Here is a 23,662-nt window from a genome sequence, read left to right on the forward strand (position 1 = left end):
CCACTGCGCCCGCGTCAGGCGGCAATCTTCCGACACCTCTGCGGGCATAGTCCAACGCCCTTCTTCCAGGTCAACTTCGCTAGCACCCAAAGCGGTGGTTCAGCATGCGTAGCCGTCTCAGGTATGGGACACGGCCTTGTTGGTGAGGTAACCCGCGTGGCTGATCCCCAGCAGCGCGATGGTGCTGTCGTCCAGTGCGGGGAAGTCGGTGATGCCGTCGGGCTGAGCGTACTTGAAGGTGCGCCACAGTGCGAAAGCGTAGGCGGCGACGATGGCGACCGTGAAGAACAGCATCTGCACCTTGGCCAGATCAACGTGTGCGCCGTTGCCGATCTCATCGCCGGTCACCATGTCGCCCCAGCGGGCCATCAGCGGGTCGCTGTTGCCCAGCAGCTGGCCGTCCGGCTTGTCGCCGCCGGTCTGGCCCGCACGCGCCAGCTCCAGCTGCGTCGCCGCCAGTTTCGCCTCATCGGTCTCCTTGTTCTTCTTCGGCGCCAGGAGCAAGGGGGTGCCTACGAGAGACGTGGTGCTGATGCCCATGGCAAGCCATAGCTCCTTGGGCACGCCGATGGCCAGCGGCTCGTCCACGCCGATGTAGATGTTGTAGAACGCCGCCATCAGGTAGGCCGACACCATGACCAGCGTCCACGCGACCATCTGGAAGCGTGCGAGGCTCATGACGTTGCGCTCGTTGATCAGGACGCCATGCCAGCGCCCGATGATGCCCTTGCCGGCGATGGCAACGAAGACAGCCATGAGCACCGCGATGCCCAGCCACGCGGGCCGGTAACTGTGCTGCGAGACGCCCCACCAGCCGACGATCGGAATGGCGGCCACGCACAGGATGGCGGCGCCGGTGTATCCCTTGAACATAAGACCTCCCTGCGCCGTAACGGCGCCGTTTATTGACCGAGGACCGGCGCGCTCTTGCCGTCGAGCAGCTCAGTCACGCTCTTCCACAACGGCTCGTTGTCCAGGATGAAGAACAGCCCCCCTCGGCCGTTCTGGCTGCTGCCGCACTTCGGATCGGACAGCGAGCCCTGCTGGTTCATGTCGCCGAAGATGACGTAATGGTGGTCGCCAGACGTCGACACGCCCACCTTGGCGTGGTTGAAGTCGGGACCGGCGCCGCCCTTGAGCCCGAAACCCGTGCCCTTCCAGCTGCCGGAGGTGGCGATCTGCACGGCGCCAGGCTTGGGGAGACTTTCGTCCCAGCAGTCGATGGGCGTATTGGCCTTGGTGGATGCGATGGCCGGGTTGGCCCACCAGGTCGCGACACGCAGCGAAACGCTCTCCAGTTGGGAGGACACGAGCTGCCAAGGCGGCACCTGCAGCTTGGACGGTTTTGACAGCAAGGTCACGCCCGAGGACAGCTGCGTCTTGAAAACCTTGGTGCTCTTGGACTTGGCGCCCAGCGCGTTGACGGCATCCTGAATCTCCTGCGGCCCGCCGTTGTTCACCAGTTGAGCTTCGCCCGGTGCCGTCGCGACGCTGGCATTGCCCAGCGCCCGGAGCACCTTCATGACGTCGTCCGCTGTCAACTTCACCGAGAAAAATGACTGGCTCACGAGGATGTTGTCCGGGCGCGCGATACAGCCCAGCGTGTTGCCGCTCGTGCGCTCGGGCGACAGCCGGCCGGATCCCGGCCACGAAGGCGTGGTGACTTGCACGATGAGGCCGTTGCCGTCGGCATCCCAGGCCAGGACACCCTTGGAATGCCCCCACGGTGCAGAGCACGAGTCACTGCAGCCGGGGATGACGGGGTCGCTGTAGAACTGGTCGTTCCAGACGACGTAGAAGCGCTTGCCGTTGACGATCTCACCGAACGTGGCACCCAACGGGTCGGCGCCGCTTTCGCCAATGCAGGTGCTGCCCATTGCCAGCTTGGGTTGGTCGTCACTTGCGAAGACGAAGGTCTGCCCGCGCGTGTAGCTCTGCGCCTTGTCGCCGAACGGGCACTGCATCTGCGCGCCCGCCGGACACTGCGGGAACGACTTGGCGTTGAACTTGAAGACGAACCACCAGTCCACCGGCTTGCCGTCCTGTAACAGCGGCGCTGGCGCGCCGGCAGCCATCGCATGCGCTGCCCCGCCAAGGCACAGCGCAACGACTGCCCGAACCATCGTCCGTCGGATCTCCATCTTTTTGAACGGCACGGCACCCTCCTGCGCATGCGCTATACAACCCGGGCCACCCTCCCAAGGGCGGAAGGACGGCCCAAACATCAGCCACGGCGCTGGACGCTATCGGCCCCCCTAGTTCATGCCATCCTCAACGTTGAGGGTGTGTCAGCTTCCCGACGGTACCGGCGGCGATCGCGATCGGCCTCTCCTGTGTCATCCAAGGTCGCCCTTAGATCGGAATAGCGCGCCGCGCCTAGAAAAGTTGCTGCTGGTCGCCGAAGTCGTTCTCCATGGGCAACGGCTTCTCCTTGGGCGGCTTCTTGGCACGCAATGGCAGCGGCGCAGGCTCTGCCGCAAGGCGCTCGGCAGGGAACTGCATCATGAAGCTCATCGCCTGGTCGGTTGTGCAATCGAACTGGTAGGTCACGCGGCCAAGAGGCATGGCGTCATTCCCACCCTGGATGCCCGTTTCCTGTGTCGCCCGGGCGGCTCCTTCAGGGTCCATCCGAGGTTCCGGCCTCTACTTCTCGTCTATCGCCAGAGCGAGGGCTTCCTGAACGATTCTTGAAGTCGGCATGGCCAGAATCTGCCGATCTCGCGGCCGCTTCCGGCTCGCCGCCATCTGCTCGCTCAGAGTCGCCTTCGCACGTCCGTAGTGCCGTGCCACTGCGCTGGCAGAGCACAGCCCCGACTGGACGGCCAGGTTGGCCACCAGCGCCCGCGCCTTTGCGGCCTGATGGTCCTTGCGACCCACCAGGCTTTGCCCATCACGCGCTCTCAGTTTGACTTCCACCCAACGCTCCAGGAGCGCCAGCGCACCGGCGATGCTTTTCGTATCGCTGGAAGCCACGAGCACGGCAGCAGCGCCGCGAACCTCTCGTGACATCGGCCCTAACGGGCCGATCGCACCGGACGCGAGGGAGATCCCATGCTCAAGTTCCCATTGAAGGGATTCAATCTCGCTCGGACGCCGTGACACAAGCGAGCGCAGTGCAGATCGCCCCTCCAGCAACGAGTTCCCCAGGAGCCTATGCAGCAACGAGGGGTCGAAGCCCTCCACCCAGTCCAAGCCCACCGCGCATCGCAATGCTGAATGCGCAAAGCTTGTCGGCGCGAAGCACAGCCCCAAGGAGACAGGCCTCCACGCGAGCATTCGCACTTCTTCGAGAAGCTGGTCCGCACTCTGGATGCGATGGGTCTGATATGGGCCGGCGAATACGGATCCGCGGAGTCCGTCGGCGTCGCGAACCCAACGCGCAACAACGTTCGCAACGCCATGCGCAATCGCATCAGGCTTGTCGTCGGCGGGCAATGCAGTCAGCAGGTGTATTTCCGAACCTGTGAATAGAAAGAAGAACAGCTTGCGCTGTGGAGCACGATGTGCCCCCAGCAAGCGAGATCTGATTCGGCGAGCCAGCGCCGGTGTACCAAAGAGATTGCGCCCAACAGCGGCTTGCCAGTAGACGTGCCACGTTCGCAAGGCGTCGTCGTCGAAGATGGAAGCATCCATCTCTCCATGACGTTAGCGACCGGATTCTTTTCCAAGCGTTTTCACGAATGGCAGGGAAAACGTTCGGCATTTCACGAGCGCGGAGCGTCGTGGGCGCCGGCGCAATGAGGTCACGGTGCCCAAGCGATCCCGACGACGGTGCCAGCCTCGACGCCCGTGAGGCGAGCGACCGACCCGACGCGTGAACTCATCGATCTGCCGCGAAGGCACGTGCGTGCAACGCCGACCGTCCAGCCGATCAAGCCACGTTCCACGTTCACGACGCTGCGGGTACCGAACGAACAACCCATTGCGCTATGGGAACGGGACGACCTTTGCGCAGTGCGAGGCTTGAACGATGTGGCCATCGTCATGTCAATCGTCGATGCCGAACACGAAAAGGAACCCGGAGAAATCGCTGGATGGCCCGTGCAGGCACCCTTAGCTTTGCCTGGCCCGACGCATTTCGCCGAGGGCATTCAACCGCAACTCAACCTGAAGGAGAACGTGATGAACGAAGACCTGCAACTGGAGATCGTTGACCTGGGCGACGCCAAGGAGGAAACCAAGGGTCGCATCCAAGGTGTGGAGCCCGAGCTGAACGAAGCGGCCCCGTACAAGCCCTGATCACAGCGCGGCACCCCAGGCGCGTGAGCGGCCAACCGCGCGCCTACGGCTGCGCACCGCGTGATCGTTGACCTCAGCAGGGCCGAGGAGGAATCCGAGGCCCTGCTTCCACGCCCATCACGGCCCACCACCTGCGGCGGCGAAACGCTTTCGCTCAAGAGAGTTGTCATGCAACGCATCGATGCGCCATCACCACAGTACCGGCTGGCTGATCATGTCCGCGCCTGCCGCATCGGCGATCAAGTCCTGCTGCTGGACATGCGGCGGAACAAGTACCTCGGCTTTGGCGGTCGACACCTGGATGCTCTGGGTCAGGTGATCGTCGACTGGCCATGCTCCTCGTGTTCTTCTTGCTCATGTGCTGACGGGAACGCCTCGTTGAGCAAACCGGCGGCCACGCCGCAGCTGCAGCCTCTGCTCGATCAACAGTTGCTGTCCCAGGCGCGCGTCGCGAGTCAACCCAGGCCGCCGCTTCCTGAAGCAACCGGATGCGTCGCGCCCGACGCCTGCCTCCCGCGCCCGGCGCCGTTCGGGCGAGACCTGTTTCGCCTTGCTTGGGCCGGGGCTGGCGCTGCCTTCTGGCTGAGGCGCTGGGCCCTGGCTGAAATCGCAGGCCGCGTTGCGCGCCTGCGGTCTCCTCGCAGCTGCGACGACGCCCCGGGGAGCACTGAGGCGCTGCATGAGGCCATGGCGACGTACATGCGGCTTCGTCCCTTCTTCTTCACGGCTCACGACAAATGCCTGCATGACTCGCTGACGCTCATCCGTTTTCTCGCCAGGCGCGGGATGTTTCCCGCGTGGGTCATCGGCGTGCGAACCCGGCCTTTCGCCGCACATTCGTGGGTGCAAAGCGCAAGCCTGGTCCTCAATGACGTGCACGAGCACGTCCGCACCTACACGCCGATCCTCGTCGTCTGAGCCGGGCGGCCATCCATGTTCCGCTACATCGCCTTTTGCTGGAAGATCGCCAATCCGGACCAAGCCGATTTCGCTCGCCGCCTCGAGCAAACGCTACTGGGTCACGGCTGGCGATCGGCGTTTCAGGTGTCGGGCCATCGCGTCTTCATGACAGGCAATGCCCGTGGGACTAACGATGCGTACCCATTGGCTGCCAATCAAGGCGTCATCCTGGGACGGATATTCCGGCGCGGCATGTCGTCACCGTGCAAAGGCGCTGACGTCCATCTCACGGAACTGGAGGCGCAGCGCATCGTGCACACCGATGGGCGCAGCCTCATTGACCACTTCTGGGGCCGATACGTCGCCTTCCTGCCGTCCTGGACAGGCGTACCGCGTGTGCTGCGCGACCCCACGGGAACCTTGCCTTGCTACCGCATCGAGATTCAGGGCGTCGCAGTCGTCCTGTCGTGGCTTGATGACCTGTTCTCACTGCTGAACATACCGGCGCCGATGGTGGACTGGGACGGCGTTGCCGCCCACATGGTCCTGGGCCAGGTAAGCGGCCGAGAAACGCTCCTGACCGGGGTCACGCAGGTCCTTGCTGGCGAACTGGTGTCAATGCCATCGGGCAGCGGGGCGCCAAAGCGGCTGTGGAGCGCAGTCGATTGCGCCCGCCGCCCTTCATCCCGCACCGCGTCTGAGGCGTCTACGCAACTGCGCCACACCGTCGCTGCCTGCGTGCGGAGCTGGTCCTCGTGTTACGACGCAATCGTGCTCAGGCTATCCGGTGGCGTGGATTCCGCCATCCTGCTCGCCAGCCTTGCCGCCGAGCGCGATGCTGGCGGCCTCGTCTGCTTGAACTATCACTCGCCGGGCACGGACAGCGACGAGCGCACCTATGCGCGCCTCGCGGCTGGGCTCAACGATGCAGAACTGATCGAGGAGACCATCGACGACGGATACCGCCTTGGAAAAGTCCTTGACGTCGCGCATACGCCGACACCGGCCAACTATCTCGGCTTCATGGGGACGAGTCGCAAGGATGCCGAGGTTGCCGCTGCTCGCGGGGCCGACGCCGTCTTCAACGGCGCTGGTGGCGATCAGCTCTTCTTCGAGGTCCGCTGCAGCTGGCCCGCGGCCGACTACCTGAAGTTGCGCGGTGTCGATATGGGATTTCTTGAGGCGACCCTCGATGCTGCACGCCTTGGCAACGTCTCTTTTTGGAGCGCGCTGAAGCAGGCCGTGAAGGGCCAGTCTTTCCGCGGCGATCCCATGGCTGGGGCCGCGCGCTATCTGACCTTGATGGAACCCGCGGCCATGGAGGCTGCGTTGAGGATTGCTCCGCGGTTCCTTCACCCAGACTGGCTTGCCGCGCAGGACCTGCCGATCGGTAAGTTCAACCAGCTCGGCATGCTCATCTGCCCTTTCGAGTACTACAACCATTACCTGCGCGAGGCGTCCCCTGAGCGTGTCCAGCCGCTCATGTCACAGCCGCTCCTGGAACTCTGCCTGGCAACGCCGACTTATGTTTTGACCCACGGGGGCCGCGGTCGTGCCCTCGCCCGCCAGGCGTTCTCGCATCAGATCCCACCCGAGATCGCCGCTCGCCGTTCTAAGGGCGGCGCTGCGAACTACATCGCGACGGTGCTGCAACGCAATCTATCGTTTGCGCGAGAGATGCTGCTGGACGGGTTGCTCGCAAAACGCGGCCTCTTGGACAAGCGGTGCGTCGAGGCGGCGCTCGCCGGCAGCCCGGCTTCGAAGTCAGGCTATGTCACGGAGATCCATGCTTGCATCGCCACGGAAGCGTGGTTGCGACGCGCCATAACGACAGGTCGCGCCGCAACCTTGATCTGACCGCCGATGTCACGTCTCAGAACGTTTGCCGCGGCACTTGGCCTGATTCGTGGGGCGGTGGACCGCCATGTCCTGATGACGCTCCTGGGCACGTTGATGCTGGTTGCGCTCAGCGGTGCCCTGGCGGCGGCGTCGCCGCTCGCGCTCAAGCACCTGGTCGATGTCGTGGCTGGTACGAAGTCAGCGGACCGAGCGGTTGGCAACGCAGCGCTGCTGGCCGGTGCGATCTACCTGATGACGTTGGCCGGCGGCCGGATCATGGCGGACGTTCGGCCGCTTCTCGCTGGCAGGATGGAGCAACGTGTGCTGGCCAGCATCCGGCGACGCGCCTTTGCCCATCTGCTGCGCCTGCCGATGGCCTACCTCGTGAACCGCCGCGGCGGCGAACTGCTCCACAGCGTCGACCTCGCTGCCGCCGGCGCGCAGGCCGTCATGTCGCACGCCACGAACAGCATCGCACCCGTGCTGATCGAGCTGGTGTTGATGGCCGTCATCCTGGGTGAGCTTCGCCAGCCTGGGCTCGTGGTCTTGTTCGTCGCAACGTCCCTGCTGTACCTGGCGGTCTTCTCGGTCGGGCTGCGTCGCCAGCAGCTGGCGATTCGCCAAGTGTCGGCGGCGAGCCTGGACGTGCATGGTCAACTCGGCGACGGCATTGCGCACGTCGAGACCTTGCGCTGTTTCGGCGCGGCAACAGAGGCTGAACAGTCTCTGGGGAGAGCTTCTTCCTGCCTGGCAGCACGATGGTTGCGATTGAATCAACTGACCGTCCAAGGCGCGCTCGCAGCTTCGGCTGTCTTTGCCGCTACGCTGGCGGCCTGGCTCGCGTTGACCGCTGAAGCCGTCGTACGAGGCCAGTTGAGCGTGGGTGGGTTCGTATTGGCCAGCGTCTACATGCTGCAGTTGGTGCGGCCGCTCGAAACGCTTGGCACGGCGGCCCGGGATCTTGTACGGGCGATGGGATTCATGCAGCCATTGCTGGACATCCTTGCCGAGCCGTCCGAACACTGGAGCGAGCCGAGCACCTGCAGTGCCACCAGTTGGACGAAACCGGCAAGTGCGCCTTCGCTCCGCTTCGAAAACCTCTCCTTCGGATACGACTCCCAAGCGCCAGTCATTTGCGGCCTGGATCTACAGATCGCGGCCGGCCGCACAACCGCCATCGTCGGACGCAGCGGCTGCGGCAAGTCCTCGCTGGTTCGACTGCTGATGCGGCTGCATGAACCCCAGGCGGGGCGCATCTTGGTGGATGGCCATCCCATCGAGTCGGTGCCAATCGCGGAGCTGCGCGCCATGATCGGCCTCGTTCCTCAGGACGCGGGACTGCTGCAGGCGAGCGTCAAAAGCAACATCACGCTGGGCCTGCCGGCCGCGACACAGCAGAGCATCGAGCTCGCCGCGATGCGCGCGCAGCTCCATCACCTGGTCGTTGCACTGCCCGATGGTTATGACACGCTGCTCGGCGAGCGCGGTCAGACCTTGTCCGGCGGTGAACGCCAGCGCCTGGCGATCGCGCGGGCAATACTCAGGAAGCCCATGATCTTCCTGCTGGACGAACCAACTTCCATGCTCGACGGAAAAACGGAGGCGGCCATCCTGCCCGCCCTGCGAGAACTCACGACTGGCTGCACGACCCTCGTCATCGCCCATCGACTCTCGACGATCATGCACGCAGACCAGATCGTTGTTCTGGACGGCGGACGGGTGAAGGAGCAGGGACGGCACACGGAGCTGCTCGCCAAGCAAGGGCTTTACGCGCAGCTCTGGCGCCAGCAGATCGGTGACAAGACTTGATCTATCCCCGGCTGGGTTCGCGAGTGCAACGAGGCGTGGCGTCGACTTGCGCTTTCATCTTCTCCATCTGCCGCCAGGCGTCGTACTGCGCCTTCAGAGAGGCAGGCGTCTCCGCTGCCAGCACCGGGACGGTCCGCTCCTCGCCTTTCAGCCAGAAGCGATACCAATCAACGTTGCCCTGCAGGGAGACCATTCGTTCGCTCGGCATCGCCAGCGAATGAGCACCGCCCGGGATGAGCACCATCTCCACCGGCTTGTATTGGCGGCGCAGCAGCGCGTAGATGTCGTAGTTGCCGTATACCGGAACGCCATAGGACTCGATCCGGAGGGCGGCGCGCACGCAGTCGGTATTCAGCGAAGGATCGTTGCGCAACCATTCGTCCCGGGTCGGCCCGAATGGCAGGCCTCGGTTCATGTCCTCCATCTGGCGCCATGCTTCCACGCCGTATGCCACTGAAAGCTGGAACAGCGTGTTCGTGTCACCGTCGGCCAAAGTGGCGGCACGGATGGCCAGATCCGAGAAAGTGACAAGGTTGAGGGTAGTCTCACCCGTGGTGCTGAAGCCGATGATGCCGACGCGGTCGGGGTCAACCAGCCCGTCCTTGACCAGCGCGCTCACGGCGCCACGCACTCCCTCGTAGAACTGGGTCAGCTTCGCGTGGCTGTTGGTACCGGGGTCCCCGCCGTTGCTGGGTTGCAACCCCATCGCCAAAACCAGGATGCCGTCGCGCACGAAGGCGCGGCCCGGGTAGGCGCTGGTGAACCCGAAGTTGAAGTTGGGCCCATCCAGGTAGAAGGCCTCAGGGTCGAAGAAATAAGTCTGGATCACCAGCGGACGCCTGCCCGCTGGCGCCGTTTCCTCGGGACCCAACAACCCGCCATCCCAGTCCCGGCCCTTCGCATCGCGCCATGCATAGGGCTTCATGACACCCCAGGTGGCCGTGCTGAACTGAGGGTTCAGCCTTGTCAGGCGCACCGTCTGGCCGGCCGGCCCGTTCGCAACGACATCGGGCGGCTCGTTCAAGGATTGCTTCAGACGCAATGACCAGGCCGTCGCGGCAGCATCGGCGGCCTTCCCGTCGTCCGCCACCTCGCGCCAGCCACCAGCATCGCGGCGCTGGAACCTGCGTCGCCGGTCACCGTCGACGACGACAAAGCCATCGGGCGTGGACTCGGCCGTCCTTACTCGGCCGACCATCCGAGCGACGACCTTCCAGCGTCCGCTGTCTGGCCAGTACTCGATCACATGGGACGCCGCGGAGGCATTGCCGCCCTCTGAGAGAGGCAAGTGCGTCCCCGCAAGGATCACGGACTCGCCACGCCCCTGCCACAACCTGTCCATGCGGCCTTGGAACCATCCTGGCAGGGCATCGTCGGGCGCGTCCACGACTGTCTGCTCACGGCCGTCGTCCAGTCGCCAGGCCATCATCCGGCGGGCTGTCTTGACGAGCGCGCCCGAGTAGTACCGCAAGGGATCGGCCTGCAGCGCGGGGGCGTACCGGGTGACGACCTCAGCCAGTAAAGGGTAGTCACGGCTCCATGCGAGCGTTCGTTCGGGTTCGAAGCGGGGCAGCAGTGCCCAGCGACCGTCGGGGGCGATGCTGACCTGCGGCTTTGCGAAGTTCGCTTCGAAGAACGGTTCTCCGAGTGGCCGAGGCTTCGCCATCGTCCCGAGATCGGCCACGTAGAAGCGGTACTTGCGCAGCTGCGACTGCAAACGCTGCTGACCCCATTTCACCGTCCAGAACGACTGGTTGCCGATGACGATGCTGCGCGCGCCCGCCGTCATGGGTGGATTCGGCACCTGCACGGCGTAGACCATGCGACGTCCGTTCTTTGACACATCGAAGGAAACGACGGGCGCGGCTTCTTGCGTCAACGGTGTCAACGCCCGGGACCGGAGGTCGAACCGATAGGCCTGGTTGACGGAGGCGCCTATGCGGCCCGTGAACACCAGCGTGTGCTCGTCGAGCCATCGGACCCGCTGGACGGCCTGGTCGCCGTCATAGGGATCCTCGTTCGCATCGAAGGAGAACACGGTTTCGGGCGCGGGTGCATCCGCCCCCTTGAGTGCATCCTGCTGCAGGCACAACAGCAGGATTTCGTAGCGGTTCATGTCGGTGGCCAAGTTGGCCCGCCGCACGACGATGAACGCACGCGTGCCATCTGGCGAGATCTGCCGCTGGAGCTCGCCGGGCTCCTTGCCTTCGGGCTGGACGATGCGGGTGAACGCGACGATGTCACTGACGGATGGGCCGGCGGCTCGCGCCGCGCCGGCAGGCAGTTGAGCAGCGAGGAGCGCGCACGCCGCGATGAGCCAGGAAAAACGCATGATTTCAGTCCGGGAAGCGTGCGGGCCAACCACCCGAGTCGGGGCGAGGAGCGCAAAAAATTGAGACGCCGGGGCTCCTGGCCTGCCGCCAGGCCCCGGGAGTCGCCTACCAGTCGAGCGTGAGGCGCACGGAGAGGTAGCGGCCACGCCAGTCGGCTTGCGTGACGTCGAAGTTCGGTGGGCCTGGCACGTACTGGGGTTCACGATCCGTGAGGTTCGTGACGCTGACTCCGAACGTCGCCGCCCGAAACCCGGGCAGCAACTCCGGCCAGAGCTTCTTCAGGTTCAGGTTGCCAGCCAGGTCGTGGGTCCAGTAGTGCCCCAATTCGCGGTCGCTGGTGCCGGCGTCCTTGTACGAGCCCAAATAGCGGCTCGTCACACCCAGGTTCCAGGCGTCCGCGTCAAGTCCCACGGACAGGCGCCCTTTCCAGCGCGGCGCCCAGAAGTCGACGAATCGACGTCCCAGGCGATCCACGACGGGTGCCCCTGGTGTCAGTTGGACTCGGTATTCGTTCGCCCGGGTCGCACCAGCAGCAACGGTCGCGCGTCCAACGGATGTCGCCCAGGCATAGGCTGCGTCGAAGTCGGTCCCTGCCGTATCCAGGCGACCGAAGTTGACCTCGGCCGCCTTGATACTCGTGACCACACCGGGCATGCCATTGGCCGCGGGTCCCCGTGTCACGAAATTCGGGAAGGCGCTTTCGTAGTTCAGCGCTGCCTGAGGCGCCAGCAGCGCAATCATCGAGCGGACCTTGAGCTGCCAGTAGGTCGCGCTCAGTCGTGTGCCCAGGCCGCCCTCCGGCTCCCACACGGCGCCGATACCGCGGGCCTGGCCACGCTCAGGCTTCAATTCCTTGTTGGTCGTGCGCACCAGCGATCCCGACGTGATGGCCTCACCACCGCGTGCTGGATCGACGAGACCGTAGAACGCAACGTCATCGACGAGGTCCGTAACGTTGGTCTGCAAGAGCGTCGGCGGCTTGAACGAGCCCGCCGCCGAGCCTCGGATCAGCAGGTTGCGCGTGGGACGTAATTCGAGCCCCCCTTGAAACGTGTTTGCCGAGCCGAAGTCGCTGTAGGTGTCCCGTCGAGCGGCCAGCGTGAGGGCGGCCAGGCTCCACCCGATGCGCCCCTCCTCCCGACCGGCCAGCAGCGGCACGCGAGCTTCACCGTAAGCGGCAGAGCTACGGCGGTTGCCGTGGATTTCGGATTGACTGGGAACGGACATGTCGTACCAATCACGCGCGGCCTCCGCGCCGATGACGACGTCGACGGGACCCGCCCACAGTTGTCCCACATTGCCTCGCAAGATGGCGCTGGCCTGATCCTTTCGGCCCCGGTCGTTGCGCACGGTCTCTCCCAGGATGCCGCGCAGTACTTCGTCGGTGGCCGCCTTGCCCGATGTGAAAGGATTGAATGCGGTATTGGGGTTTGGGGACGCCAGTGCCGTGGCCAATGCAGTCGAGTTCACCGAATCGTTGCGTGACGTCGATCGGCCGTGATCACTGCTCGTCGAAACCGTCAGCTCGGCATCCCAATCCTCGCCCAGTTGCCCCTTGACGCCCGCCAGCAACCGCGTGAACCTGCCTTGGCGCAGGAGCCCCTGAATCCCACTGTCGTTGCCCAGCACCGACGAGACTCGAACGTCGACGCCAAAGGGATTGAAAAGATTGACAGCAGGCACCCTGACGTTGGCCAGCGTCACACCGTACCCTGGCGCCTCGGTCCGATCCTTGACGAACATGGCTTCTCCGAACGCCGACCAGCTGCCCGACAGGCGATGCTCTCCGAGCGAATGAAGCGCGAAGGTCTGCGTGCCGTGGATCAAGGCGGCGCCCCCACCCGTTGCATAGCGATTGCAGAGGTTGCGCGCGCCCGCGGTGGCCTGGAAATCCGCAAGGGTCGGAATCTGTCCAGGTGCCAGTTGAGGAATTCCCGCGACGCTAGCGGCCAGGCCCGGCAGATTGCCGCTGACGCTGCTCACGGTGCCCGGCGCGCAATATGGTTGACGCTCATCGGCGCCGCCGATGCTCCTGAAGTCCACATTCGCAAACCGTGAGCGGTCGAGCATGGTCAGCGGCGTCGATCGGCTGAACGACCCGAGCAGCAGGTAGCTGCCGTCAGCATCTCGCCCTCCTGTGGCGATAGAGAGGCTGCCATCACCAAAGCCCCGGCCCGTGCCCAACCGTGCGGCCAGTGAAGATCCATCAATGGACTTCTTCAGCACGATGTTGACCACGCCTGCCAGCGCATCGCCCCCGTACACGGCAGACGATCCGGACGGCACCACCTCGACCCGGTCGATGGCGGCCAACGGAATCAGGTTCAGGTTGAAGACGCTGCCTGTTGAAGAACCGACAGCCTCGACCTTGCGCCCGTTGACCAATACCAAGGTGGAACCCAGCGGCATGCCCCGCAGCTGCACCGTGCCCTGTCCGAGAGTGCGGCTGAAGCCGCCCTCGCCTGCCGAGGCCGAGACTTCGTTAAGCCCGGACAGGAAGCGCTGGAGGCTGGACTGGCCGCTGCGTTCGATGTCCCTGGCGGTGTACACATTCACCGGCGCAGGGCCTTCGGCGTCGACGCGCCGCAGTCGCGATCCGGTCACCTCGACACGAGTGATCTGATAAACCGATTCGCGACTGCTCGGCGGGACTCCACCGTCGATGTCGTCCGGTCCTGAGACGTCATCGGCGGCACCGCCGCGGATCACCCCCGCAGTGCTGGCGGAAGATGGCCCGGCCGGACGAACCGAGGGCGTTGTGGGAACGGAAGGAGCCGCCTTGCCTGCCGCCGGTGGCCGCACCACGACGGCGCCATCCGGCGTGACATGAACTTCCAGACCCGCACCTTCTACCGCTGCGGTGATGGCTTCAACGCCGGAGAGGCGACCGGAGACGGGCTTGGCCATCCGCCCTGCCACCGCACGCGGATCAAAGAGTACGGACGTGCCCGTCTGCCGACCAATCGCGCGCAGCGCGTCGCCCAAGTCCTGCGACGGCTGCTCGATCGTGTAGCGCGCAGCCGGACTCGGCTCGGCAGCGCTTGCCAGGCCGCAGTCCAGCAGCAACGAGATCGCCAACGGAACAGGCAACCAGCGCGCGCGCATACCAGGGCAGCTGATCGTGTCGAATTTTCCAAACATCTCGGTCCCTTGTCTTGTTGTCGAAGGAGTGACAACGAAATGACGAGGTCGTCGAGAGTTCTTTTGCCAGTGATTCCTCTAGCGAACGTTTTCGAGTTCGAAACGTCCGACGTTTTCGTGCACCGCGAGGCCGTGCAAGGCCGCGACAGCACGCGCAAATTTGGCACTGTCACCGGTGCGGAACACACCACTAACGCGCAGCCCATCCGCAGAAAGGCTGCCCAATAACACCACGGGCGTTCGGCTATAGCGATTCATTTCGCTAACTGCTTCTGCAAGCGGCGCATCCTGAAACACTGCCTCGCTGCGCTTCCAGGCGATCACCTGCTCGACGTTCGGTCTATCGACCCTGGAAACCACGGGACCGTGGCTGCCGTCTGCCCTGTGGTCAATTTGCAGCCGGTCGCCCGGCTGCAGCGTCAAGGGCTTCGCCGGTGCCAATCCTTCGGCATTCCGCTCCTTGGCGGGCTGCACCGTCACCTTGCCCTCGATGAGCGTCACGGCCAGTTCGTTAGCCTCCTTCGGGGAGTCGATGAATCTGACGGCGAATGCCGTGCCCACCGCGACGACCTCGCTACCCGCCACGCGGACCACGAAGGGCCGCGACGCGTCCTTGGCCACTTCGAACAAGGCTTCGCCGCCACCGACGTCGACTGTTCGCTGGTCGGGGCGCATGCTGACATGCACTTGCGTATTGGTATTGAGGAGCATGCGCGTACCGTCGTCCAGCACGACCGACCGCTGCTCGCCAACCGCCGTGGTGTAGCTGCCCTGCCGGCTCCAGTCCTGGAACAGCAACACGAACGCTGCCAGCATCACCGCGAAACCTCCCGCGCTCGCCCAGCGCCACGTCGAGCCGCGTGAGACGTGGCGCTCTTCCTTTTGCCGCTCCGCCGCCACGGCGGCATACGCGTCCGCCACCTTGACGCGAGGTACCTCCATCCAAACATCAGTGCAGCGGCCAAAAGCCTCGCGATGTGCTGGCGATTGCGCCTGCCACGACTGGAACTCGCGTTCCATGGTCAGATTTCGGTCCGGCCCGTGCAAGCGGGCCACCCACAGGGCCGCTTCGGCGGCGATCTCGCGCGTCACCCGAGGGCCAGTATTTGCACCCCGGTCCGATGCGCCCGAAGGGATGCCGTTCACGGGTACCAGCCTTCCATCCGCTCCGCGATCAGCAGTAGCGCCTTGGCGATGTGCCTGTGCACGCTTGAGATGCTGATGCCATGCCGGCAAGCGATCTCCTGATAGCTCAGGCCATCGATGCGATGGGCCAGCAGGATCTGCCGCGCCTGGTCGCTCAACAGCGAGATGCACTCGCTCAGCCGCGCCATCCGTTCCCGTCCAAGGAGCACGTCCTCGACGCCTGGCCGGCCGTCGAGATGCACCATGTCTTCCAGCGTCACCTGTTCGCCACGCATTGCGTTCACTCGGTGGGCATCGATCGATAGGTTGATGGCGGCTCTCATCAAGAAGGCCTCGGGTCTCTCTACGGTGTTGTCGCGCTCATAGCAGGCCAACCGTACCCAGGCCTCCTGCACGAGGTCATCCGCATCATGCTCTGAACGGCCACGCCGCATCAGCGCTGCTTTAACCTTCGAGAATACCTTCGGCCAGTCGATGCTCATTGCCAAACCTTCACATGCGCGGCGTCAGATCGACTGGGGAGGCGAAGGGGCCATGTCGAAGAACTTCTCGCATATGTTGACCGCGCACTTCAGCGGGCATACAGCCCGCAGGTCGAACCAGTCAGCGCAATCCGGAATGCGGCGCATTGGCTGCCCATGTCCCACCGGTGCGTCGACCACTAACTTTACGACCGATGGTTGACTCCTGCCAAGCCGGACGCTGAGCGCGGGCCGAATTTCAATACAGCCGCGCCGAGGCGGACCCCATGGGATGACACGCGCAAGCTTCACGAGATGGCCAGTCGCACACCAGCACGGCGACGATTCCATCCAAACTCGTTAGCCGCGGACATCGCGAGCTCGATGGGCTGCTGCAACGGATGGTCGCAAGCGAACCGTTCCGCCGTAAGTGCGCACCGCAGGCGAGTATGCCGAAGTGGAAGAAGGCGCTGAAGCCCTCGAGCGCGGTCAGCAGTCTCGATTTATGAGATTGACCTGACGCTACGTGATCAACGCAAGGAACTGTGCGGCCCGACGTGCGCGTTGCCCAGCAGGAAGACGGTGCAGGGCGTCCAATAGGCTGGCGACCTCGTCGTCTTCGCAGTAAAGATAAGGAAGCGAAACGCCTAGCGCTTCAGCGATTAGCCTGGCGGTTGCGACGGCCGGCTCATGTACGCCCAGCTCATATCGGCTGATCCTTGCTCGACTGCTCGACTCATCAATTCCGATGAGCACACCAACCTTTTCTTGAGACCAGCCCAGCGCCTCCCGTCGCGCGCGCATGCGCCGCCCGACGACGGTTGTCACTGAAATCTCCTTCGGTTGCATGTCACGAGTCTCGTGACAGGTGCATAATTCGTCGTCACGAAATACGTGACACCAAAGGCGATGAGTCGCGCAGGTGCGTTGCTGTCTTTAGGAGAGCGATCTATGCCCTACTTACTCTCGAAACCCGACCAATGGTTTAGCAGGTCGCTGTGCTGCCGGTATCTGGTCGTCCGGTTCGACAAGCTACGTCTCTCGATCCGGGAAGGCGAGGCCGCCGAGGCTTCCGAATGGCACTGGGCACTCGGGTTCTTTACGGACGGCCGCGTCGATGTGATCGGCGCGTGGCAGGACGACGGTGCTGGGACGCCCAAGCGGATAGCCATGGATCTCCACGAGCGAGGTATCGAGCGCATCCGCGCCGTCGCGGCTGAGACCTCCTTTCTCAATGCCATAGCCTGCCTCAGGCCCAAAGCCGGCAGCAGCAGTGCAACTGCCCTCGCTGAAGCCGGCGCCTTCGGTCCACGCATGCAACGCGCGATCCGCTGGACCGATTCCGTTGGACGGCATCTGCAGAAACGCATGGTGGGCCTGGCGAAACGCCAGGCGCCATTCGCTGATCCAGCCGCAGCGGCTGATTTCGTCGCCCAAGCATTCCAGAGAGCTGATCGCGATCTGCTGGCTGACCGATGGGATCGCAAGCGTCGAGCGCCGTATGGTCAGGACGCTTTTGTCGCCTCCTTGGCAGGCTCCGCCTGACCGCCATGTCGGTCCGACTCTTGAAGAACTGCCAGGAGGTACTGGCAACGGTGCGCGGTGCGTTGCGACGCCGCGGGCGTACCGAGAACGAGGCGGAGGACCTGGTTCAGGAGGCGTGGCTGCGCCTTGCCTGCTATGAAGACGAAAAGAAGCCAGTCGAGCGGCCCGAAGCCTTCCTGATGCGAACGGCGCTGAATCTGTCCATTGACGCCCACCGCGCGAGCTCGAGTCGCGGTGAGCATGTATTGCTCGAGCACGTCGTACTGATCGATACCGCCCCGTCTGCCGAGGCCGTATTGCTATCCAGGGAGCGCATGGCCCGCCTGGCCGCTGGCCTGGGTCGTCTGACCGAAAGGACTCGCGACGTCTTCTTGGCGCACCGGGTCGACGGGCTTCCCTACAGCGAGATCGCCAAGATCCACGGCATCAGCGTGACGACCGTGCACCAACACATTGCCAAGGCGACATTGCGGCTGACCAGTTGGATGGAAGGCTGGTAGCCGTGTAATCGCTGGACGCCTCCGGAGCGCCGAAGGCACGCGCGAAGCCCCGTGCATATTCCAGGTCTACCTGAGCACTGAATGCGATAGACCTTGAGCAGTTGGGCCAAAGGTACCTAGGCGTTCAGTCCAGCGTGAAATGGGCAGATCGGCCTATTCGGCGGCGCGATCCAAAGACTGGCTTGGACAGAACTTGCTTCGCCACTCTTTGACCATCCGGCGGCGGTCACCGGGATAGTTCCCATCGAGTACTACCGCGTCTTGAATCCGATCAACGTGGCCTTCGTTGGCGCGCAGGACCGAACGGCAGTCACAACGGTCATCCAGTACGACTCAGCGCAGGACGTTCAGAAGGTCATCGACATGGGCTTGCAGGCGGGTCTCACCTCCACTCTCGAGCGACTCGACGAACTGCTGTTGACTCTTCAACACTGAGCGGCCCTCACTCACGCGGACGCGCCTTCTCCTCATGACAGAAAGCCTTTGCGAATGAAGCAACAGGGACGATTGAATCCTCAGTTCGACGAATACCAGGCAGCGGCGGCGGATTTCGCGAAGCCGATCATGGCGCACCTGCGAAAGCTGCTGCACCAGCAGTGCCCGGAGACGGTCGAGACGATCAAATGGGGGATCCCCCACTTCGACTACAAGGGCGAGATGTGGTGCATCTTCGCGGCGTACAAAAATCACTGCTCCTTCAGTTTCTGGAAGGAGTCGTTGATGAGCGATCCGCGACTGAAAGCGAACCCCGACTTGAAGGCTACCAAGCGCTTCATGGGCAAACTCACCTCGCTGGCCGACCTGCCGCCAGACGACGAATTGATCGCGTTCATTTGGGAGGCGATGGCGCTGAACGACAGCGGGGCAAAACTCGCGCCGCGCCAAGATGCAAAGCCTTCCAAGGCGGCCGAGATCGTCATCCCCGCGGCCTTCGCGGAGCAACTGTCACGCCATGCGCAGGCGAACGAAGTCTTCCAGAGCAAATCACCGTCGTTTCGCAAGGAGTACGCGGTCTGGATCGCCGACGCGAAGACGGACCAGACGCGCCAGAAGCGGATCACCGAGTCCCTGGAATGGATCGCCCAGGGCAAGGGCCGATTTTGGAAATACGAGAAGAAGTGAGGATGTTGCATCGCGGCGCACTGCCCGCGAGCCTTAAGTCATCACACCACCCGCGTTCAAACCTGCCTTCGAACGCGACGCCCAAGAAGTACCAATCCACAAAGGACCGCTAACCGATCAGTTTCGGCATTGCGCCTTACTAACACCACCCTTGCATTCTGGAGCTCTCATGAAAATCACCGTATCGACAGTCGTCCCCGCACCATTGCCGGAAGTCTGGCGGGCATACACCACACCCGAAGACATCAAGCTTTGGAACACCGCGTCCGCAGACTGGCATACGACCGCCGCGTCTGTCGACCTTCGGCCAGGAGGCAAGTTCTCCTCCCGGATGGAGGCCAAAGACGGCTCATTCGGATTCGACTTCGCAGGCGAGTACACCAAGGTCGTTCCGCTTCAGCTGATCGAGTACACCTTTGGCGATCGAATTGGGCTCGTTGAGTTCAAAGGCGGTACCGCGGGCGTGACGATCACGGTCACTTTCGACGGCGAGCAAACGCATTCCGAAGAGCAGCAACGCACAGGATGGCAAGCCATTCTCGACAGCTTCTCTCGCCACGTTGCCGGGAAGCTCGCATCGCAATAGCGAACACCTGGACCTCGTGGACGAATACCGCCCGCTGCTGATGCCGCAGCTCTTCGGCGCCGGGCAATCGCCTTTCAAGCAGTCACAAGCGCCCATCAAAGTGAGTTCGGTAGAGGTGCGCCGCATGGACACCGGGGCGGTGTGGCTTCCGCGTCTGCGGCATCGTTCTTGTTGCTCCTGACGTACGGCTTGACGAACTGGGGCGCCATTAGCCGAACAGTATGACCCAGCGCCTGCAGCTTGCGGGCCCAGTGGTGAGCGCTGGCACAGGCCTCAATACCGATCAGGCACTGTGGAAGGTTCGCGAAGAAGGGAGCAACCTGGTCGCACTTGAGCTGCTTGCGCAGCACGGCCTTGCCACGCTCGTTGACCCCGTGAACCTGGAACACGTTCTTGGCCAGATCGAAGCCGATCGTCGTAACCTACATGGTGGACGCTCCTTCCGATTGAGTGGTTGCTGACGCATCCACTGTGGCACTTCGACGCCGTCTACGGGTGGGGGCGTCCATCCCATTGCATACCATGATGGTGCTCGTGCATGACGGCATCGGCGTATGGCTGGCAGCGCGGCGCCTGCACCAGGGCCGCTTCGTGTGGCCTCGCGAGGTCACGTTGGAGCAGATGCCACTGACGCAGCCCAGTTGCAGGCCCTCGTTCTCGGCCTGACGTGGTAGCGCGTGGAAGACGACGGTGCCATCCGGTTGCTTTGACGCAATCGGTGCTCGCGCCGATGCGCGCGGCCCGCACACGGAGAGTGTATCTAACGATTTATCTCCACAACGTGGCCTTCGGCAATATTTCTCCCCTCCCAGAGCAAGACCCTTTTTCCTACCGCGAGCTTCTCAATAGCCAATTCCCGGTAAAGAAAACACACTGCGACGTCGTACGCAGATCCAAGCTCCAATGATTGCCCATCAAGTAAAATTCGACAATCGAATCCTGCACCGTCAACAATGAGTGGACAAGAATAGAATTGACCTGTTATCGCTGAGCGACGCCCGCCCTCTGCAGTAGTGAAGAGGCGAATGTTGATAATTGCATCAGGGGTCATTTTCAGGGCTTGATAGGTGGAATCGGAGAGTGATTCAATACATTGGGAACAAGGCCTGGCAATCGCTCAGTTGGAATTACCCATGCAGGTATTCCACGGTCAACCGTGACAGGGACGAGTCCGTTAAATATTGAATTAGGAACCTCGACCTTGACGATGGTATACGGCTGGTCTCCAAAGGCTCTCACCGACTGTTTTGCGTACGACGCCGCAGCAGTGGCCGAAGTTGTAAAATACTTGCCTTCGGCAGAGCCCAAATTTCGGAGAGCATTCGTTGCCTGAATATCCGCGAGTTCTGCCGCGCCTACAGCACGAAACAACGTAGTGGTTGATTTCGAGTAAGCACTCGCTTCACCGAAAAGCGCTCCGGAAAGCGCTGCCCACCAAGAATACACCTCCTTCCCAGCGTTCCAAACTGCGGCCGCGCCATTGGCATAAAGTTGTCTTACCGCCCCTTCCGCAGTCCCTTGGTTGAATCGCATCGGCACCGCCTCACCCGTTCTCTGATCTATACAGACTCCCCCAGTGCAGATGCTTTGCCGTATTTCCTCACTCACCAACTGGCCGTCAACACTGACAGTCGCCCTGCGACTTTGAACGCTTCTCTCCAAGTCAGCGGCATTTGCCTGCATGGCTTCCTCGGCAGACATCCGAGACATTTCATCAAGGTAGGCAACCCTAGCGGCGGCCAAGAGTTCTTGCTTGTCAAGCGGATTTACTGCTCCCGGTTCGGTTCCGTATACAAATGGATTCACGAACGCCTGCATGAGGTTTCCCTCGAAGGTGCGAGTAGACATGCCGGAGCCCCCCGGGAGCTGGCATTTGCATAGCGTCGACATGTAGTCGTTCCATGCGGCCCCTTGCCCCACCGTCATGCAGCCCCAACTGCCCCCCGGACAGAAAGTGGACCCAACTGGAGGAATCACGCCCGAGGAGATCACCCCAGCTCCAGCCGCAGCGACCTGCCCCTGCACTGCCACGCCGGCCATGCCCGTAGGATCACTACAAGTGAGCGGGTTGTTCCAGCAGTAGCTGTAGCGGTTGTAGTTCTGCAGATTCTTGGGTTCCTGGACGCGCTGGTCGGGCTGCAGGAATAGACCCAACCTGGGATCAAAGATCCGCCCATTCATGTGAATGAGCCCGATGTCATCCAGATGCTCGTGCCCCGTGTAGCCACGGTTCGTGCCCGCGTTGGTAGCCTCACCCCAGTCGATCACGATCGCCCCAAAGGCGTCGTAGCTGCCGTTGATCTGGCGGCGCTTGCCGAACGGGTCATACGCATAGCGCTGCGTCACTGCAGCTGCATGATCCGTGGTGGCGATCAGGCTACCCAGGTGGTCCTTATGCCAGTACTCAAGCCGCTTGATCGTCACGCTGCCCAAGCCCGCCAAGCTGCCATCGCTGCTGGGCGTGGGCAGATTGCCCATCGTGATGATCACGCCGATGGCTTGCCCGCCCACGCTCAGAAAGTGCCGGTTGGTGGTCTGCGCCGGGTTGTCTGCGGTCGGTGTCGTCGGGCTGTTGACTTCGCTCTCAAAGCCCAGGGCGCCGGCGTTGTCCGGGTGCAGATACCACAGCGTGCGCGTACCAGCTTGTGAGCCGCCCGTGATTGTGCGCACTTCCTTGATGCGGGAGTGGCTCTCGTCGTAGACCCAGGTGTGGGTGGCCGTGCCGCCGTAGGCTCCACCTGGTGCACCCACGATGCCGCTTTGGCTGTCAGGCAGGTTGAAGCTGGTGTAGCTGACGTTGCGGTATTTGCCATTGCTGGCGCTGGTGAGGTTGCCTGCTGCGTCGTAGTTGAAGGTAGTCGTCGTTCCATCGATGGCGTTGAGCGTGCCCAGGGCGTGGGGGCGTGCACTGCCCGCATTCGGGTAGGTGTAGTTGCCGACGTCGCTCTTGGACAGCAGCATGCCCAGCGCGTTGTATTGCAGGGTCACCACGCGGCTTCCACTCGGCACGCCGGCAGCGTTGACGGTGTATTTGGTCAGGCGCGCCAGCGCGTCGCCGTATTCGAAGTTCTCGGTGACGGCCCCCGCTACCGCATCGCCGATGTTGTCGGCGCGGTAGATGAGGTTGTTGAGGCTGTCCCAAGCGAAGCTGTAGTCCACCACGCCCTTGGTGGTGCCCGTGCCGGCATTGACGGCCGTGGTGCGGCCCGTGGCGGCTTCATAGGCCGCGCGGCTGACGACGTTGTTGCCCAGAGTGCTCTGTTCGGCTTTGCCCCAGGCGTTGACGATGCCGGCTTGCCACAGGCTGCTCCAGCCGCCCAGGTTGACGTTGGCGCCCGCGGTGCCGCCAGCCGTAGCCGGCAGCGGGCTCACCGTGGCGTTCGCCGGCAGGGTCATCTGTTTGACGAAGCCGCGCGCGGTGTAGTTGTAGGCCACCTGCAGGCCCGTCGGGTAGGTCTTGTACAGCAGCCGTCCGGTGGGCGCGTCGTAGGTGTTGACGGTGGCCATGGCCGGGCCCGGTGCGGATCCCGTGACGGTAGCCAAGCTGCGCGCGATGCGGCCATAGCCGTCGTAGGCGGTGGCGTTGGTACGCGTGTCGCTGGTGCCGGCTCGTGTGTAGCTGCTGGCGCACAGCGCGCCTTTGAAGCAGTACATGCCGTTGCCGATGTTGGCGTCGTAGGTCCAGGTGCCAGTGCCTTCGGGCTCGCTGCGGCTGGTCATGCGGCCGAGCTTGTCGTAGACCATGGTGATGGCCGTGCCGGCCGCGCGCTGGTTGGGGTTCTCCTGCCACACGAGTTGGCCCAGCGGGTCGTAGTCGTATTTCCAGAGCCCGCTGTCGGGGTCGTTGAGCTGGACTTTGCGGCCGCGGATGTCGTACGAGAGCGTGGTGAGGTTCTGCAGCGCGTCCTTGCTGATCAGCAGGTTGTTGAACGCGTCGTACTGGTGGGCGAGTTGGCCGCCGGCCTCGTCGGTCACGCGGACAAGCAGGCCGATGGCGTTCTTCTCGTCGACACGCTGCTGACCCTTGTCGTTGATGAGGGT

General features: G+C 63.3%; 20 protein-coding genes and 1 pseudogene. 10 read left to right on the top strand and 11 right to left on the bottom strand.

The features are described 5' to 3' along the window. Positions 1-117 precede the first annotated feature (117 nt). The 4 genes from AC3WOE_RS20600 to AC3WOE_RS20615 form a co-directional block, all read right to left on the bottom strand. Positions 118-873: a hypothetical protein gene (locus AC3WOE_RS20600; protein WP_492693104.1), complete on the bottom strand. Its 756-nt coding sequence runs from the start codon at positions 871-873 to the stop codon at positions 118-120. 29 nt (positions 874-902) lie between these two features. Next, positions 903-2,156 carry a deoxyribonuclease II family protein gene (locus AC3WOE_RS20605; protein ID WP_492693106.1) on the bottom strand — a complete coding sequence of 418 codons (1,254 nt, stop codon included), beginning with the start codon at positions 2,154-2,156 and terminating at the stop codon, positions 903-905. Between the two features lie 220 nt (positions 2,157-2,376). Beyond that, positions 2,377-2,565 (bottom strand): hypothetical protein, encoded by a 189-nt coding sequence (locus AC3WOE_RS20610; protein WP_492693107.1) that lies wholly within the window; start codon positions 2,563-2,565, stop codon positions 2,377-2,379. Positions 2,566-2,643: 78 nt separating this feature from the next. Next, a complete protein-coding gene (locus tag AC3WOE_RS20615; RefSeq protein ID WP_492693109.1) occupies positions 2,644-3,633 on the bottom strand; it encodes a hypothetical protein in 990 nt (329 codons plus the stop codon). A 156-nt stretch (positions 3,634-3,789) separates the two neighbouring features. Here AC3WOE_RS20615 and AC3WOE_RS20620 point away from each other — a divergent pair, with 156 nt between their 5' ends. The 4 genes from AC3WOE_RS20620 (at position 3,790) to AC3WOE_RS20635 (ending at position 8,787) form a co-directional block, all read left to right on the top strand. After that, the gene (locus AC3WOE_RS20620) at positions 3,790-4,239 is read left to right on the top strand and encodes a rubrivinodin family lasso peptide (RefSeq protein WP_492693111.1); all 450 of its coding nucleotides are present in this window, start codon (positions 3,790-3,792) and stop codon (positions 4,237-4,239) included. Positions 4,240-4,407: 168 nt separating this feature from the next. Then, positions 4,408-5,157 carry a lasso peptide biosynthesis B2 protein gene (locus tag AC3WOE_RS20625; RefSeq protein ID WP_492693113.1) on the top strand — a complete coding sequence of 250 codons (750 nt, stop codon included), beginning with the start codon at positions 4,408-4,410 and terminating at the stop codon, positions 5,155-5,157. 15 nt (positions 5,158-5,172) lie between these two features. Then, the gene (locus AC3WOE_RS20630) at positions 5,173-6,996 is read left to right on the top strand and encodes an asparagine synthase-related protein (protein ID WP_492693115.1); all 1,824 of its coding nucleotides are present in this window, start codon (positions 5,173-5,175) and stop codon (positions 6,994-6,996) included. 75 nt (positions 6,997-7,071) lie between these two features. Further along, positions 7,072-8,787: an ABC transporter ATP-binding protein gene (locus AC3WOE_RS20635; protein WP_492693116.1), complete on the top strand. Its 1,716-nt coding sequence runs from the start codon at positions 7,072-7,074 to the stop codon at positions 8,785-8,787. A gap of 1 nt (position 8,788) precedes the next feature. Here the strand turns inward: AC3WOE_RS20635 and AC3WOE_RS20640 are convergent, their stop codons facing one another. The 5 genes from AC3WOE_RS20640 to AC3WOE_RS20660 all read right to left on the bottom strand — a co-directional run bounded on the left by AC3WOE_RS20640 (position 8,789) and on the right by AC3WOE_RS20660 (position 16,717). Then, positions 8,789-11,119: an alpha/beta hydrolase family protein gene (locus tag AC3WOE_RS20640; RefSeq protein ID WP_492693118.1), complete on the bottom strand. Its 2,331-nt coding sequence runs from the start codon at positions 11,117-11,119 to the stop codon at positions 8,789-8,791. 106 nt (positions 11,120-11,225) lie between these two features. Next, a complete protein-coding gene (locus tag AC3WOE_RS20645) occupies positions 11,226-14,261 on the bottom strand; it encodes a TonB-dependent receptor plug domain-containing protein (RefSeq protein WP_492693120.1) in 3,036 nt (1,011 codons plus the stop codon). Positions 14,262-14,339: 78 nt separating this feature from the next. Next, entirely contained in the window at positions 14,340-15,353 is a 1,014-nt protein-coding gene (locus tag AC3WOE_RS20650; protein ID WP_492693122.1) for a FecR family protein, read from the bottom strand. Positions 15,354-15,403: 50 nt separating this feature from the next. Further along, entirely contained in the window at positions 15,404-15,889 is a 486-nt protein-coding gene (locus tag AC3WOE_RS20655; RefSeq protein ID WP_492693123.1) for an RNA polymerase sigma factor, read from the bottom strand. A gap of 501 nt (positions 15,890-16,390) precedes the next feature. Continuing rightward, the gene (locus AC3WOE_RS20660; RefSeq protein ID WP_492693125.1) at positions 16,391-16,717 is read right to left on the bottom strand and encodes a helix-turn-helix domain-containing protein; all 327 of its coding nucleotides are present in this window, start codon (positions 16,715-16,717) and stop codon (positions 16,391-16,393) included. Positions 16,718-16,819: 102 nt separating this feature from the next. Here AC3WOE_RS20660 and AC3WOE_RS20665 point away from each other — a divergent pair, with 102 nt between their 5' ends. The 5 genes from AC3WOE_RS20665 to AC3WOE_RS20685 all read left to right on the top strand — a co-directional run bounded on the left by AC3WOE_RS20665 (position 16,820) and on the right by AC3WOE_RS20685 (position 19,621). Further along, positions 16,820-17,413, top strand: a complete 594-nt coding sequence (locus AC3WOE_RS20665) for a transposase (protein ID WP_492693127.1) — start codon at positions 16,820-16,822, stop codon at positions 17,411-17,413. A gap of 5 nt (positions 17,414-17,418) precedes the next feature. After that, positions 17,419-17,913 carry an RNA polymerase sigma factor gene (locus AC3WOE_RS20670; protein ID WP_492693128.1) on the top strand — a complete coding sequence of 165 codons (495 nt, stop codon included), beginning with the start codon at positions 17,419-17,421 and terminating at the stop codon, positions 17,911-17,913. Positions 17,914-18,174: 261 nt separating this feature from the next. After that, positions 18,175-18,348, top strand: a complete 174-nt coding sequence (locus tag AC3WOE_RS20675; protein WP_492693129.1) for a hypothetical protein — start codon at positions 18,175-18,177, stop codon at positions 18,346-18,348. A 54-nt stretch (positions 18,349-18,402) separates the two neighbouring features. Continuing rightward, a complete protein-coding gene (locus AC3WOE_RS20680; RefSeq protein ID WP_492693131.1) occupies positions 18,403-19,035 on the top strand; it encodes a YdeI/OmpD-associated family protein in 633 nt (210 codons plus the stop codon). Between the two features lie 169 nt (positions 19,036-19,204). Then, the gene (locus AC3WOE_RS20685) at positions 19,205-19,621 is read left to right on the top strand and encodes an SRPBCC domain-containing protein (RefSeq protein ID WP_492693132.1); all 417 of its coding nucleotides are present in this window, start codon (positions 19,205-19,207) and stop codon (positions 19,619-19,621) included. Positions 19,622-19,764: 143 nt separating this feature from the next. Here AC3WOE_RS20685 and AC3WOE_RS20690 read toward each other — a convergent pair. Then, positions 19,765-20,034: pseudogene (locus AC3WOE_RS20690) on the bottom strand (IS110 family transposase); the annotation flags it as partial. A gap of 109 nt (positions 20,035-20,143) precedes the next feature. Between AC3WOE_RS20690 and tnpB the strand changes: the two are divergent. After that, complete coding sequence (gene tnpB, locus AC3WOE_RS20695; protein ID WP_492693133.1) at positions 20,144-20,287, top strand: IS66 family insertion sequence element accessory protein TnpB; 144 nt, start codon at positions 20,144-20,146, stop codon at positions 20,285-20,287. Positions 20,288-20,674: 387 nt separating this feature from the next. On the opposite strand, the gene AC3WOE_RS20700 is transcribed toward tnpB, so the two are convergent. Next, on the bottom strand, positions 20,675-23,662 hold a 2,988-nt coding region (locus AC3WOE_RS20700), incomplete at its 5' end, for an RHS repeat domain-containing protein (protein WP_492693135.1).

The sequence above is a fragment of the Roseateles sp. FW305-36 genome (assembly GCF_058787015.1).

What these genes read in the sequence shown, in the direction of transcription:
- AC3WOE_RS20640 (WP_492693118.1), bottom strand. Translation starts at nt 11,119, where the DNA reads ATGCGTTTTTCCTGGCTCATCGCGGCGTGCGCGCTCCTCGCTGCTCAA.
- AC3WOE_RS20680 (WP_492693131.1), top strand. Translation starts at nt 18,403, where the DNA reads ATGAAGCAACAGGGACGATTGAATCCTCAGTTCGACGAATACCAGGCA.
- AC3WOE_RS20670 (WP_492693128.1), top strand. Translation starts at nt 17,419, where the DNA reads ATGTCGGTCCGACTCTTGAAGAACTGCCAGGAGGTACTGGCAACGGTG.
- AC3WOE_RS20660 (WP_492693125.1), bottom strand. Translation starts at nt 16,717, where the DNA reads ATGCAACCGAAGGAGATTTCAGTGACAACCGTCGTCGGGCGGCGCATG.
- AC3WOE_RS20685 (WP_492693132.1), top strand. Translation starts at nt 19,205, where the DNA reads ATGAAAATCACCGTATCGACAGTCGTCCCCGCACCATTGCCGGAAGTC.
- AC3WOE_RS20615 (WP_492693109.1), bottom strand. Translation starts at nt 3,633, where the DNA reads ATGGATGCTTCCATCTTCGACGACGACGCCTTGCGAACGTGGCACGTC.
- AC3WOE_RS20625 (WP_492693113.1), top strand. Translation starts at nt 4,408, where the DNA reads ATGCAACGCATCGATGCGCCATCACCACAGTACCGGCTGGCTGATCAT.
- AC3WOE_RS20655 (WP_492693123.1), bottom strand. Translation starts at nt 15,889, where the DNA reads ATGAGCATCGACTGGCCGAAGGTATTCTCGAAGGTTAAAGCAGCGCTG.
- AC3WOE_RS20630 (WP_492693115.1), top strand. Translation starts at nt 5,173, where the DNA reads ATGTTCCGCTACATCGCCTTTTGCTGGAAGATCGCCAATCCGGACCAA.
- AC3WOE_RS20635 (WP_492693116.1), top strand. Translation starts at nt 7,072, where the DNA reads ATGACGCTCCTGGGCACGTTGATGCTGGTTGCGCTCAGCGGTGCCCTG.
- AC3WOE_RS20600 (WP_492693104.1), bottom strand. Translation starts at nt 873, where the DNA reads ATGTTCAAGGGATACACCGGCGCCGCCATCCTGTGCGTGGCCGCCATT.
- AC3WOE_RS20645 (WP_492693120.1), bottom strand. Translation starts at nt 14,261, where the DNA reads ATGTTTGGAAAATTCGACACGATCAGCTGCCCTGGTATGCGCGCGCGC.
- AC3WOE_RS20610 (WP_492693107.1), bottom strand. Translation starts at nt 2,565, where the DNA reads ATGCCTCTTGGCCGCGTGACCTACCAGTTCGATTGCACAACCGACCAG.
- AC3WOE_RS20665 (WP_492693127.1), top strand. Translation starts at nt 16,820, where the DNA reads ATGCCCTACTTACTCTCGAAACCCGACCAATGGTTTAGCAGGTCGCTG.
- tnpB (WP_492693133.1), top strand. Translation starts at nt 20,144, where the DNA reads ATGATGGTGCTCGTGCATGACGGCATCGGCGTATGGCTGGCAGCGCGG.